This window comes from Mitsuaria sp. 7 (assembly GCF_001653795.1).
Classification (GTDB): Bacteria; Pseudomonadota; Gammaproteobacteria; order Burkholderiales; family Burkholderiaceae_C; genus Roseateles.
On record NZ_CP011514.1, the window covers coordinates 1,873,089 to 1,884,795 of the forward strand.

The window sequence follows — 11,707 nt, forward strand, 5'->3', positions numbered from 1 at the left end:
ATCACAGATCCGTCTCGCCGTCCCACCCGCCAAACTGGTAGTCGTGGGACTTCCATTCATAAGAATCGGGACACCCTGTGATGAAAACAGCAATCCTCTCCGGAGCCACGGATTACAGCAATGCGGGCAGTTCAGTTGATCCATTCACCACGGACTTTCAACGGCTGTTGGTCGAGGTCGCGAAATTCGCCCTCGGGAATCAAGTGGAGAAGCTTCGTGAAATGGGTGCACAGACGCACCGGTTGCCCGACGACACGCTCGGGCACTCCCTACTCGACAAGTACAACACCATCGCCTGCGAAGGCCCCGCAGGTGAAGAAGTGAGGAACGGCGGAAATGTCAAAGAGGTCGCCGGCAGGTATGGCCTCACTGAGCAGGCGTGTTTCCTTGCCCACGGTTTCTTCGGGGCATTGGAAACGAACTTGGGCGTCACCGACGACTCTGTCTTGGTTGATGAGCCGGACTACGGTCCCCGATCAGGCGTGACACGTCTGGAAGAGATTGCCGTTGGTGCAGTGGCTGGCAAGGAAGTGGCGGACGGCGCCAACCTCCTTCAGGTTGCCCACAAATACGGCATTCGAGTCGATGGCAATCCCTTTGCTCGCTTGGCGCGCATCGCCGTCCAGGGGCCTGGGCGAAAAGCCGTCCTTGCCGGAGGTCGCGCGGCTGACTTCCTGGCCAGCAACGGCATCTCCAAGCTCTGGGACTGCGGCCGGGATCTGATCGCGTTCGAGAAGGAACATCTGAAGAGGCTCCAGCCGCAGGCGCAGGCATCAACGCAAGCCGGCAAGGTCCCCGACTAGGTCCTCATAGCTGCGAAGTGGCCGGCCGAGCAGTGTTTCCAGGCGCTGCGCTGTTCCCACCGATGGCTTCATGCCGTGCTGCTGTATGCGCGCCATCATCAACCGCATGTCATAGGCCATCCAGGACGGCGCCGCATTGGCGAGCTGTGCTTCGAAGGCAGCCAGGTCATCGCCGCCGTAACGGATCTCCCGCTGCAGCACGCGGCTCCAGGTCTCGGCCGCCGATGCTCCCGTCAGTGCTTCCGGACCGACGACATCGAACACCTCGCGCGGCAGCGGTCCCGGCGCAGCATCACGCCGCAGCAGTTCCGCGACGGCGACATCCGCCAGATCGCGCGTGTCGATCATCGCCACGCCCGCGTCGCCGATGGGCATCGGATAGACGCCGTAGCCCTCGATCACCGATTGCACCTGCTGATCGTTCTGCATGAAGTAGGCCGGGCGCAGCACCGTCGCGGGCAGGTCCAGGCTCTCGATCATCCGCTCCACCGTGTGCTTGCCGGTGAAGTGCGGCACGTCGGTGAACTGGTCCGCGTGGATCACGGACAGGTAGACGATGCGCTCGATGCCGGCCTCGCGGGCCAGGCTCAGCGTCTGCAGGCCCTGCGTGACTTCGTCCGGCGTGACCGCGTTGAGCAGGAACAGCGTGCGCACGCCCGACAGCGCACGGCGCATCGACGGGATGTCGGACATGTCCGCGACGACTTCGGCGACGCCTTCCGGCAGTTGCGCCTTGCCCGACTTGCGGACCAGCGCCTTCACGGAGGCGCCTTGGCGCGACAGACCTTGGACGACGAGGGAACCGATGGTGCCGGTGGCACCGGTGACGAGGATGCTCATGGTGGACTCCTTGTGGGAATGGTGGGGTTGGGGAACAGGAACGTGGTGGCGGGACATTGATCAGGCGTTGAAGTCGACGACCGCCTTGCCGTGGACGCCGCCGTTGCGGTGGCGCTCGATGGCGGCGGGCAACTCGGCGAAGGGCACGACCTCGCCGACGCGGGTCTGCAGTTCGCCGCGGGCGACCTGCTGCGCCAGGTGCTCCAGCAGCTTGGCGTCGGGCTTCATGACGAACCACAGACCGCGCAGGCCGGAGGGCGTGCTCGCGAGGATCCCGGGCGACGAGGTGCCGACGACGACGCCGGTCCGGGACAAGACCTGCCACGTGCGGTCGAGGACGTCGCCGCCGACGTAGTCGAGGACCAGGTCGATGTCGCGGACGACCGATTCGAAGCGCTCGGTCCGGTAGTCGATGACCTGATCGGCACCGAGCGCGCGGACGGCCTCGATGTCATCGCTCGAAGCGGTCGCGATGACGTGCGCCCCGGCACGCTTGGCGAACTGCACCGCGAAGCGCCCCAGTCCGCCGGCCGCGCCGTGGACCAGCACGCGCTGGGACGGCCAGATCGGGCCGGCGAAATGCAGGCTCTGCCAAGCCGCCAGCACCGCGACAGGCAGCGACGCGGCGGTCAGGTCGTCCAGCGATTCTGGCGTCGGCGCGAGATTGGCTTCGTTCACCGCCACGAGTTCGGCGTAGGCGCCAAGGCCGCCTAGCGGTCCCATCACGCGGTCGCCGACCTGGAAGCGCGAGGCGCCCGGCCCGACCGCCTCCACGACGCCGGCCAGTTCGATGCCCAGCACCGCGGGCAAGGCGATCGGGAAAGCGTCGCGGACGTAGCCCTCACGGACCTTCCAATCGAGGGCGTTGAGCCCGGCGGCGCGCACGCGCACCAGGACTTGGCCGGCCTGGGCGACCGGGGCGGCGATGGTGGAGATCGTGGCGGCATCGGCGCCGCCGTAGGCATTCAGGGTCAGGGCTTGCGTAGTGGTCATGGTTCAGTTCTTTCCATCGGTGGGTTGCGATGGATGAACGATAGGCCGTTGCGTTCCATAAACACAGACGCCAAAATCGATACCGACTGTCTCAATGGTGGAACACATGGATTTGAACGCACTGGCGGACTTCAATCTGGTCGCGACGCATGGCGGCTTCGGACGGGCGAGCCGCGCCAGCCGGCGCTCGAAGGCGACCTTGTCGCGGCGGGTCGCGGATCTGGAAGAGCAGCTCGGGGTGCGGCTCATCGAGCGCAGTACGAAGGGGCTGGAGCTGACGGAAGCGGGTCAGGCCTTGCTCAGCCGGACGGAAGGTCCGATGAACGAGGTGGCGGAGGCCTTCGCATCCACGGTCGAGGGCGCGGACCAGGTGCGGGGGCAGTTGCGCATCGCTGCGCCGCTGCTGTTCTCGCAGTTGGCGATGGGACGGTTGTGCGCCGAGTTCCGCGCGCTGCACCCCGGACTCACGGTCGACGTCGTCGGGGAAGACCGGGTGGTGAACCTTGTCGATGAGCGGTTCGACGTCGCGATCCGTCCCAATCCGCGGATGGACACGGCGCTCGTGGGACGCTGCTTCGCCAAGGACCGGCTGGTGGTCGTCGCGGCGCCGTCGTTCGCGATGCCGGCCACGATCAGGCCGGCCTCCGGCAAGGCGACATCACGCAGGACTGCGGTGAAGCCTCCTCCCATGGAGGTGCCTGCAGTCGTGAGCACGGCGCGCGAGGGCGATGTCTGGGAGCTCGATGGCGGCCTGATGCTCGCGCCACGCCCCGTGCTGCGGTTGTCGTCGATGCTGATGGTGCGGGACGCCACGCTCGCCGGCGCAGGGGTCGCGCTGCTGCCTCAATCGATCGTCTGGAGCCAGCTCACGCGCGGGGAGCTCGTGCAATGGGGCGCCGTGCCCGGCAAAGAGGTCGAGCTGTGGGTGCTGCACACCTCGCGCCGGCTCGCGAGTCCGAAGGTCAAGGCCTTCGTGGATTTCATGTGTGCCAGGTATCCGGATGGGGTGCTGACGCTGGCCGGCTGATGTTGCGATCTACTTCAGGTCCAGATCCCAGTCCTGCTTCGCTGCCGCTTGGACGTCCTTGAATATGCCATTGAGCTTGACGAGGTTCTCATCCACGAACACCTGCTCATCTTCGTCCACCGAGTTCTTCGAAACCTGCGCCAAGTGTTGTCGATAAAACTTCAACGCTTCCCACAGGAGGTTGTATTCGCTGACGATGAACCTAGCGGGCATCTGAATCTCCTTCACCGATGAGTTGAACTCGGCTGCGGTCCATGCCGAGTTCCTCCAACGCACCGAGGTACTTCTTCAATGGCATCGTCGTGGCCGGCGCGATCATGTAGTGCCCAGTGTGGTTGAGACGGAGGTCCTTCACCAAAACAAGTTCTGACGGGATCACAGCACCCTTCATGATGCGCCAGACCTTCCGTCCCGGTTGTCGCATCACGGGAACGATCGTGTCAAAGGCGGAGAACCCATTGCCGTTGGCGATCACGACCTCCACGCCGTTCTGCACGGACACTGGAACGTCGACCCGCGCGCGCTCGTCAGTGAACAAGGGCCACTTCCCGTTCCCCATCCGATAGAAGTCTTTCGAGAACTCGGTGACATCGAGGATGTACAGATCCTCGGGAGAGACGATTGACTGCGATGCGACAACGACGGAAGACATGGATGGCACCTCCGGGAAGGAAGGCAGCAACTTTGTCTGGCGGCACCGCGATCGTCATTGACCTATCGATGTGAATGTCGCCGAGTTCATTCCACACAGAAGTCAGCGCTTCTCCATTCCAAGCATCAATGCCCTCGCCGCCTCGATCCTCAGCGCCATTGGCACGGTCGCATCATTCATCACCTGCAGCAGGAACGCGCGGGGATCGGTGAAGCGGGTGGCGGGCGAGTAGGAGGAGGTCGCGGCTGAGACCTGCGGTCCCGGCGACGCGGTCGTGAGGGCCAGGTCTTGCGGTGCCGGCGCAAGTTGCCCCATCGCCGCCGCCCACTCCTGTGGCGTGATGCTCTTCAACGTCTTCAGCAGATCCGCCTGTCCTTCGACGCCCGGCGGAATGTCAAGCCAGGTCGCCTCGACGAACACCGGCGCCAGGTCCGGCGCAACGAAGGCGGACCATTGGCCTTCCTTCACTTCGGCCGGTACTGCCGGGGGCTCGGTGAGGCACCGGATGCGCGATGCGGCGACGCCGTTCAGGTAGCGCGACTTCAAGCCGTCGAAGAACGTCCGCGCCTCGTCCGGCGAACAGCCGTGCCCCAGCGAGAACCACAGCTGATAACTGTTCTCTCCTGCGATGGCGATGCCCGGCGCCGGCAGCGACAGATCGAGCTGCACGCCGCGCCAGACGGTGCCGAGCAGCTCCCAGTCCGAGGGGCGACCGACGTCGAGCACGAACGAGCGCACCGATCCTTCGGAGCCGGCGGCATAGAGTCTTTGGAATTCAGTGGCGAGTCGGGACACGACGTCCTCAGCCCTGCGCCTTCAACGACGTCAGCATGTCGTCCGACATCGCGTCCAAGTCGTAGCCCAGCTTCCAGCCCCAGTCGCGCTGCGCGACCGAGTCATCGATGGACTGCGGCCAGCTCGCCGCGATGTTCTGGCGGAAGTCCGGCGCGTAGTCGATCGTGAAGCCGGCGATGCGGCGACGGATGGATGCGGCGATCTGCTCCGGCGTGAAGCTCACGCCCGCCAGGTTGTAGCTGCCCCATTCGGTGATGCGCTCCGCCGGTGCTTCCATCAACTCCAGCGTCGCGCGCAGCGCGTCCGGCATGTACATCATCGGCAGCGCCTGTTCTTCCTTCAGGAAGCAGGTGTAGCGGCCGTGCTTGAGCGCCTCGTGGAAGATCTCGACCGCATAGTCGGTCGTGCCGCCGCCGGGCGGCGTCTTCCAGCTGATCAGGCCCGGATAGCGCAGGCTGCGCACGTCCACGCCGTGGTTGGCGTGGTACCAGCGGCACCAGCCCTCGCCCGCCAGCTTGGAGATGCCGTAGATCGTCGTCGGATCCATCACCGTCGTCTGCGGCGTGTCGCGCTTGGGCGTCTGCGGACCGAAGGCCGCGATCGAGCTCGGCCAGAACACCCGCTCCAGTTTCACCGTGCGCGCCAGCTCCAGCACGTTGAGCAGGCCCTTCATGTTCAGGTCCCAGGCCCACATGGGGTGCTTCTCACCCGTGGCCGACAGCGCCGCCGCCAGGTGGTAGACCTGCGTGATGCCGTAGCGCTTGACCACCGCCGCCAGCGCGGCCGCGTCGGTCACGTCCAGCATCTCGTGCGTCAGTTGCGGCACGCGGCCCTGGGGCGCCACATCGCTCGTGATCACGTTGGCGTTGCCGTGGCGCTTCGCCAGCTCCACCGCCAGTTCGGAACCGATCTGGCCGTTCGCGCCGATCAACAGGATCTTCGTCGTCATGGAATCTGCTTCTTACGCTTCTTCTTACTTCACCAGGCCCAGCTCGCGGCCCGCCTGCGCGAACGCGGCCACCGCCTTCTCCAGATGCTCGCGCTCATGCACGGCGGAGATCTGCACTCTCACTCTCGCCTGCTCCTTCGGCACCACGGGGTAGAAGAAGCCGACCGCGTACACGCCCAGCTCCAGCAGGCGCGCGCTCAGCTGCTGCGCCTTGACGGCGTCGAACAGCATCACCGGCACGATCGGATGCGTGCCCGGCTTGATCTGGAAGCCGGCCTGCTGGATGGCCTCGCGGAAGTAGGTCGTGTTGGCCTCGAGCTTGTCGCGCAGCGCGGTGCTGCCTTCCAGCAGATCCAGCACGGCGATCGACGCGCCGACGATGCTCGGCGCCACCGTGTTGGAGAACAGGTAGGGACGCGAGCGCTGGCGCAGCAGCTCGATCACTTCCTTGCGGCCGGTGGTGAACCCGCCCGAGGCGCCGCCCAGCGCCTTGCCCAGCGTGCCGGTGATGATGTCGACCTTGCCGAACACGCCGCGGTACTCATGCGTGCCCCGGCCGGTCTTGCCCATGAAGCCGCTGGCGTGGCACTCGTCGATCGCGAGCAGCGCGCCGAAGCGGTTCGTGATCTCGCGGATCTTGTCGAGCTGCGCGATCGTGCCGTCCATCGAGAACACGCCGTCGGTGAAGACCATGACGTGACGCGCACCGGCGGCACGCGCGGCGGTCAGCTGGACCTCCAGGTCGGCCATGTCGTTGTGCTTGTAGCGGAAGCGCTTGGCCTTGCACAGGCGGATGCCGTCGATGATGGAGGCGTGGTTCAGCTCGTCGCTGATGATCGCGTCCTGCTCGCCCAGCAGCGGCTCGAACAGTCCGCCGTTGGCGTCGAAGGCGGCCGCGTACAGGATGGTGTCCTCAGTGCCGAGGAAACGTGCCAGGCGCTGCTCCAGCGCCTTGTGAATGTCCTGCGTGCCGCAGATGAAGCGCACCGACGACAGGCCGTAGCCGTGCGTGCGCAGCGCCTCATGGGCGGCTTCCACGACCTTCGGGTGCGAGGACAGGCCCAGGTAGTTGTTGGCGCACAGGTTGAGCACCTCGCGACCGTCGTTCGTCGTCACGATCGCGCCCTGCGGGCCCGTGATGATGCGTTCGCTCTTGTAGAGGCCGGCGTCGCGAATGCCTTGCAGTTCGTTCTGCAGGTGGCGATAGAAGTCGTCGGTGGACGGCGCCGTGGACGCAGCGATGGAGGGGGGGACGATGTTGGTCATGCGGTGCTCCTGCGGCACAATCCGTTAAATCGAACGTGTTCGTTATATCGAACAGCCGTGCAGTATCAAGGAAGTGCCGCAGCCGGTCAAGGCGTCGGCGCTCCCCGGCACGCTACCTGAACTCAACGTTTTCTCCGAACCCTTGTCGCCACCGATGTCCGCCAGTCCCTCAGAGAAACTCGAGCCGCCCAGAGTCGGCGCGACGCTGCAGACCTTGCGGCAATCGCAGGGCCTGTCGCTGGACGAACTCTCGCGAAGAGCGGGCGTGTCCAAGTCCATGCTCTCGCAGATCGAGCGCAACCAGGCCAATCCCACGGTGGCCGTGGTGTGGCGGCTGGCCAATGCGCTGCGGGTGGAGTTGTCGGAGCTGCTGGGCGGCGAAAGACCCGCCGCGCCGCCGATCGAGGTCGTCGCGTCGCACGGCACGCCGGGGCTGTCGAGCCCGGACGGCCTGTGCCGGCTGCGTATCCTCGGCCCCATCGATCTGGCCGGCAATTTCGAGTGGTACGAGCTGACCGTGCAGCCGGGCGGCGCACTGGAGTCCGCGGCGCATGAGCCCGGCTCGCGCGAGCACCTGAGCGTGCTCGGCGGCGAGCTTGAAGTGACCGCCGGAGGGAGCCGGCAAATGGTCAAGACCGGCGAGACCGCGCGCTATGCCGTCGACGGCGCGCACGCGATCCGCAACCTGTCGAAGAAGGCGGCGACGGCGCTGCTCGTGGTGCTGCACGCGTAGCATCCGGTTTTCCCCTCGTTCGCTCCTACCTCCTGTTACTTGACCCACGCGTCGAGGTCGTGACAATCGGTCGCTTCGCGGAGGCGAGGGAGCGTATTGCAGTCAAGGCAGTCCACATGCAGCAACGCTCGTTTTCAGACAAGCACCCCCACATCCCCACCCCGACCCAACCGGCCACGATCGACACCGAAACCCAGGCGAAGCAGCTCCAGTTGCTGGATGGATCCGCGCGCCTGCGCGTGGCTGAACAGCGGGCCCGCGAGCACCGCTCGACCCCCTTGATCGACAAGGCGGCGCTGCCGCTCGGCGCGACGCCCAAGTACGGCATGAAACCGACCGGCGCGACGCGGCCCAAGCCGCCGTACCGGCGGGCGATCTATTCCGTGGTGGCGCTGCTGGCCGTGATCGGCGGCGTGGCCGTCACCTGGCTAAGGTAGCGGCCGAGGCCGACATCGCACTCGAGGACGCCACGGGCGTCAGCGCCATCGCGCCTTCAGCGGGCTCGGCGAGCGAGGCGGGGGCCGTGCGCCCGATCAGCACGCCCACGGTCGTCTGTTCCCAGCCGGCCTTCTCCCAGAGTTCCGCCAGTCCCGGCTGGCGGTCCGCCAGCAGCGTGCGGATGAGCGGCTCGGCGATCGTCGAGGACGGTTCGCAGAGCAGCACCAGACGCTGAGCGCCCTCCTCTTCCAGGCGTCCGATCCAGTCCAGCTTCTGCAGGTGCTGGATCACGGGCTCCAGCTGCAGCGGGTCGACCGACATCCGCTGCGACATGCCGAGCATGGACAGCCCCGACTCGCCGCCGGCGCGCGCCGCGTCGAGTTCGCGGATCACGTCCAGCGCCAGCGCCATCTGCATGCCCGGCTTGTTGCCGCGCACGCTGACGCCGCCGGCCAGGGCCGGCGCGTTCGCCGCCAGGATCGCGCCCAGCAGCACGATCGACCAGCCGACGTAGATCCAGATCAGGAAGATCGGGACCGCCGCGAAGGCGCCGTAGAGCGTCGAGTAGGTCGGCACCTGTTTCACGTACCAGGCCAGTGCGAGCTTGGCCAGGTGGAAGGCCACGGCGACGAAGGCCGCGCCCGTCAGGGCGTGGCGCCAGCGCACGTCGGTGTTGGGCACGTAATGGAAGAGCCCCGCGATCGCGGCCCAGAGCACGAGCAGATCCACGCTGTTGAGCAGCACGACCAGACCGCGCGGCAGGTTGTCGACGAGGTCCCGGCCGGCCGAGACCAGCAGGCTGGTGACCGTCAGGCTGCCGCCCAGCAGCAGCGGGCCCAGCGTCAGCGCGGCCCAGTACACGAGCACGCGCTGCGCGATGGGCCGCGGCCGCTGCACGCGCCAGATCTGGTTGAGCGTGCGGTCGATCGTCAGCATCAGCGACAGCGCGGTCACGGCCAGCACGATCAGGCCGACGACGCCGAGGCGGTTCGCCTTGGCCGCGAACTGCGTCAGCGACATCAGCACGGGGCGCGCGATGGTGTCGGGGATCAGCGACTTGAGGAAGTACTTCTCCAGCGCGGACTGGAAGCTGGAGAACATCGGGAACGCGGTGAACAGCGCCAGCGCGACGGTCAGCAGCGGCACCAGCGAGATCAGCGTCGTGAAGGTCAGGCTGCCGGCAGTGAGGCCCAGCCGCTCCTCGCGAAAACGCTGCACGAACAGGCGCAGCGTGCGCGCGTACGGCCACGTCAACAGCTCGCGTCCGAGCTCCCGGATTCCCTCGCGCCAGCTCTGCGTCTGCGCCTGAACTTCACTGATCATGCTGGCTATGATGCCAGCCATGTCAAGCCTCGATGCCGCCCCTTCGACAAGGTCCGGAGCGACCTCCCCGGCCGCCCCGACCTCGCGTTCGGCGCCCACCGCGCGGGAACGCGGCAGCCGGCAGCTCGCCTTCTTCGCCACGCTGGCGCTGGCGCTGGTGTGCCTGGCCTGGGAGCTCTGGCTGGCACCGACGGGACGCGGCACGCTCGCGATCAAGGCGCTGCCGCTGCTGCTGCCGCTGCCCGGCCTGTGGCGCTACCGCATGTACACCTACCGCTGGCTGAGCCTGATGATCTGGCTCTACGTGACCGAGGGCCTGGTCCGCGGCACGTCCGAAGGCGGCGTCGGCATGGCGCTCGCGTGGGTCGAGGTGGTGCTGTCGGTGGCCATCTTCGTCGCCTGCGCCGCGCAGATCCGGCAGCGGCTGGCCGAGGCCAGACTGGCCGACGACAGGTCGACGAAGGACGCACGATGACTACCGCCCTGATCGCCGCCCTGCGCGCGGCGCTGGGCAATGCGCATGTCCTGCTGCCTGCCGAGCACGACCTGTCCGGCTTCGAGCGCGACTGGCGCAAGCGCTACATCGGACGTGCACTGGCCGTGGTCCGGCCGGCCGATACGGCGCAGGTCGCCGCGGTGGTGGCGCTCGCTCGCGAGCACGGCGTGCCGCTGGTGCCGCAGGGTGGCAACACCGGGCTCGTCGGAGGCGGCGTTCCCGACGACTCGGGCACCCAGCTGCTGCTGAGCCTGCAGCGGTTGAACCGAGTCCGCCACATCGATCCTTCCAACCTGACGATGACCGTCGAAGCCGGCTGCGTGCTGCAGAACGTGCAGCAGGCGGCGCGCGAGGCGGGATGGCTGTTCCCGCTGAGCCTCGCGGCCGAAGGGAGCTGCACCATCGGCGGCAATCTGGCGACGAACGCCGGCGGCACGCAGGTGCTGCGCTACGGCAACGCCCGCGAACTCTGCCTCGGCCTGGAGGTGGTGACCGCGGACGGCACCGTCTGGGACGGGCTGTCCGGCCTGCGCAAGGACAACACCGGCTACGACCTGCGCGACCTGTTCATCGGCTCGGAGGGCACGCTGGGCGTGATCACCGCGGCGACGTTGAAGCTGCATCCGCTGCCGCGCGCGCGGATGACGGCGCTGGCCGCCTGCGACACGCTGGGCGAAGCGGTGGCGCTGCTGGACCTGGCGCGGTCGCGCTGCGGCGCCGCGCTGACCGGCTTCGAGGTCATGAACGCGCTGTCGCTGGCGCTGGTCCGCAAGCACTTCCCGCAGTTGCCGCAGCCGCTCGGCCCGCGGCCGTGGACGGTGCTGTTGGAGCTGTCGGACAGCGAGGGTGAGGACCACGCCCGCACGCAGTTCGAAGGCCTGCTCGAGGAAGCGCTGGAGCGCGGCGCGATCGACGACGCGGCGGTGGCGGAGAGCCTGTCGCAGAGCCAGGCGATGTGGCACCTGCGCGAGTCCATCCCGCTGGCGCAGAGCGAGGAAGGCCTGAACATCAAGCACGACATCGCGCTGCCGGTGTCGCGCATCCCGGCGTTCGTCGAACGCTGCGACGCGTTGCTGGCGGAGCGTTTCCCGGGCTCGCGGCTGGTGGACTTCGGCCATCTGGGCGACGGCAACCTGCACTACAACCTCCAGGCGCCGGAAGGCGTCGCCGCCGCGGACTTCCTTCGCGAGCACGAGACCGAAGTCAACGAGGTCGTCTACGACCAGGTGGCGGCGCACGGCGGGTCCATCTCCGCCGAGCACGGCATCGGGCAGCTCAAGCGCGAGGAACTCGCGCAGCGCAAGAGCCCGGTGGCGATGCAGCTGATGCGGCAGATCAAGCAGGCGTTGGATCCAAGGGGCCTGCTTAATCCGGGCCGCGTCATCTAAGCAA

The 11,707-nt window shown here is 67.1% G+C and carries 14 protein-coding genes; 6 read left to right on the forward strand and 8 right to left on the reverse strand.

What is annotated here, in order from left to right; translation table 11 throughout:
* Window positions 1-80 precede the first annotated feature (80 nt).
* On the forward strand, window positions 81-803 hold the full coding sequence (locus ABE85_RS08350) for a hypothetical protein (RefSeq protein ID WP_067272532.1): 723 nt from the start codon (window positions 81-83) through the stop codon (window positions 801-803).
* On the opposite strand, the gene ABE85_RS08355 is transcribed toward ABE85_RS08350, so the two are convergent.
* Together ABE85_RS08355 and ABE85_RS08360 are read right to left on the reverse strand one after the other, a co-directional pair.
* Window positions 774-1,643, reverse strand: coding sequence for an SDR family oxidoreductase (locus ABE85_RS08355; protein WP_067272535.1), 870 nt, complete (start codon window positions 1,641-1,643; stop codon window positions 774-776). The two genes, ABE85_RS08350 and ABE85_RS08355, sit on opposite strands and share 30 nt — an antisense overlap.
* 60 nt (window positions 1,644-1,703) lie before the next feature.
* Window positions 1,704-2,636: an NADP-dependent oxidoreductase gene (locus ABE85_RS08360; RefSeq protein ID WP_067272538.1), complete on the reverse strand. Its 933-nt coding sequence runs from the start codon at window positions 2,634-2,636 to the stop codon at window positions 1,704-1,706.
* Between the two features lie 106 nt (window positions 2,637-2,742).
* Here ABE85_RS08360 and ABE85_RS08365 point away from each other — a divergent pair, with 106 nt between their 5' ends.
* Entirely contained in the window at window positions 2,743-3,663 is a 921-nt protein-coding gene (locus ABE85_RS08365) for a LysR family transcriptional regulator (protein ID WP_067282190.1), read from the forward strand.
* 9 nt (window positions 3,664-3,672) lie between these two features.
* Here ABE85_RS08365 and ABE85_RS08370 read toward each other — a convergent pair whose 3' ends face one another.
* From ABE85_RS08370 to kbl, 5 genes are all read right to left on the reverse strand, one after another.
* Window positions 3,673-3,876: a hypothetical protein gene (locus tag ABE85_RS08370; RefSeq protein WP_067272541.1), complete on the reverse strand. Its 204-nt coding sequence runs from the start codon at window positions 3,874-3,876 to the stop codon at window positions 3,673-3,675.
* Window positions 3,866-4,315, reverse strand: a complete 450-nt coding sequence (locus tag ABE85_RS08375; protein WP_197507258.1) for a hypothetical protein — start codon at window positions 4,313-4,315, stop codon at window positions 3,866-3,868. Before ABE85_RS08375 ends, ABE85_RS08370 begins: the two co-directional genes overlap by 11 nt.
* 102 nt (window positions 4,316-4,417) lie before the next feature.
* On the reverse strand, window positions 4,418-5,110 hold the full coding sequence (locus tag ABE85_RS08380; protein ID WP_067272544.1) for a hypothetical protein: 693 nt from the start codon (window positions 5,108-5,110) through the stop codon (window positions 4,418-4,420).
* Between the two features lie 7 nt (window positions 5,111-5,117).
* A complete protein-coding gene (locus ABE85_RS08385; RefSeq protein WP_067272547.1) occupies window positions 5,118-6,059 on the reverse strand; it encodes an NAD-dependent epimerase/dehydratase family protein in 942 nt (313 codons plus the stop codon).
* Window positions 6,060-6,083: 24 nt separating this feature from the next.
* A complete protein-coding gene (gene kbl / locus ABE85_RS08390) occupies window positions 6,084-7,325 on the reverse strand; it encodes a glycine C-acetyltransferase (protein ID WP_067272550.1) in 1,242 nt (413 codons plus the stop codon).
* Between the two features lie 154 nt (window positions 7,326-7,479).
* On the opposite strand from kbl, the gene ABE85_RS08395 reads away from it, so the two are divergent.
* Window positions 7,480-8,058 carry a helix-turn-helix domain-containing protein gene (locus ABE85_RS08395; RefSeq protein ID WP_067272552.1) on the forward strand — a complete coding sequence of 193 codons (579 nt, stop codon included), beginning with the start codon at window positions 7,480-7,482 and terminating at the stop codon, window positions 8,056-8,058.
* Between the two features lie 116 nt (window positions 8,059-8,174).
* Window positions 8,175-8,495, forward strand: coding sequence for a hypothetical protein (locus ABE85_RS08400; RefSeq protein ID WP_067272555.1), 321 nt, complete (start codon window positions 8,175-8,177; stop codon window positions 8,493-8,495).
* Here ABE85_RS08400 and ABE85_RS08405 read toward each other — a convergent pair.
* A complete protein-coding gene (locus ABE85_RS08405) occupies window positions 8,479-9,819 on the reverse strand; it encodes a YihY family inner membrane protein (protein ID WP_067272558.1) in 1,341 nt (446 codons plus the stop codon). The two genes, ABE85_RS08400 and ABE85_RS08405, sit on opposite strands and share 17 nt — an antisense overlap.
* A 19-nt stretch (window positions 9,820-9,838) precedes the next feature.
* Here ABE85_RS08405 and ABE85_RS08410 point away from each other — a divergent pair, with 19 nt between their 5' ends.
* Together ABE85_RS08410 and ABE85_RS08415 are read left to right on the forward strand one after the other, a co-directional pair.
* On the forward strand, window positions 9,839-10,294 hold the full coding sequence (locus ABE85_RS08410) for a DUF2069 domain-containing protein (protein ID WP_067272561.1): 456 nt from the start codon (window positions 9,839-9,841) through the stop codon (window positions 10,292-10,294).
* On the forward strand, window positions 10,291-11,703 hold the full coding sequence (locus ABE85_RS08415; protein ID WP_067272565.1) for an FAD-binding oxidoreductase: 1,413 nt from the start codon (window positions 10,291-10,293) through the stop codon (window positions 11,701-11,703). Before ABE85_RS08410 ends, ABE85_RS08415 begins: the two co-directional genes overlap by 4 nt.
* Window positions 11,704-11,707: the final 4 nt, after the last annotated feature.

Excerpts from the sequence above, each read along its gene's own strand:
- ABE85_RS08395 (WP_067272552.1), top strand. The coding sequence starts at position 7,480 with ATGTCCGCCAGTCCCTCAGAGAAACTCGAGCCGCCCAGAGTCGGCGCG.
- ABE85_RS08415 (WP_067272565.1), top strand. The coding sequence starts at position 10,291 with ATGACTACCGCCCTGATCGCCGCCCTGCGCGCGGCGCTGGGCAATGCG.
- ABE85_RS08360 (WP_067272538.1), bottom strand. The coding sequence starts at position 2,636 with ATGACCACTACGCAAGCCCTGACCCTGAATGCCTACGGCGGCGCCGAT.
- ABE85_RS08370 (WP_067272541.1), bottom strand. The coding sequence starts at position 3,876 with ATGCCCGCTAGGTTCATCGTCAGCGAATACAACCTCCTGTGGGAAGCG.
- kbl (WP_067272550.1), bottom strand. The coding sequence starts at position 7,325 with ATGACCAACATCGTCCCCCCCTCCATCGCTGCGTCCACGGCGCCGTCC.
- ABE85_RS08400 (WP_067272555.1), top strand. The coding sequence starts at position 8,175 with ATGCAGCAACGCTCGTTTTCAGACAAGCACCCCCACATCCCCACCCCG.
- ABE85_RS08375 (WP_197507258.1), bottom strand. The coding sequence starts at position 4,315 with ATGTCTTCCGTCGTTGTCGCATCGCAGTCAATCGTCTCTCCCGAGGAT.
- ABE85_RS08385 (WP_067272547.1), bottom strand. The coding sequence starts at position 6,059 with ATGACGACGAAGATCCTGTTGATCGGCGCGAACGGCCAGATCGGTTCC.
- ABE85_RS08410 (WP_067272561.1), top strand. The coding sequence starts at position 9,839 with ATGTCAAGCCTCGATGCCGCCCCTTCGACAAGGTCCGGAGCGACCTCC.
- ABE85_RS08350 (WP_067272532.1), top strand. The coding sequence starts at position 81 with ATGAAAACAGCAATCCTCTCCGGAGCCACGGATTACAGCAATGCGGGC.
- ABE85_RS08355 (WP_067272535.1), bottom strand. The coding sequence starts at position 1,643 with ATGAGCATCCTCGTCACCGGTGCCACCGGCACCATCGGTTCCCTCGTC.
- ABE85_RS08405 (WP_067272558.1), bottom strand. The coding sequence starts at position 9,819 with ATGATCAGTGAAGTTCAGGCGCAGACGCAGAGCTGGCGCGAGGGAATC.
- ABE85_RS08365 (WP_067282190.1), top strand. The coding sequence starts at position 2,743 with ATGGATTTGAACGCACTGGCGGACTTCAATCTGGTCGCGACGCATGGC.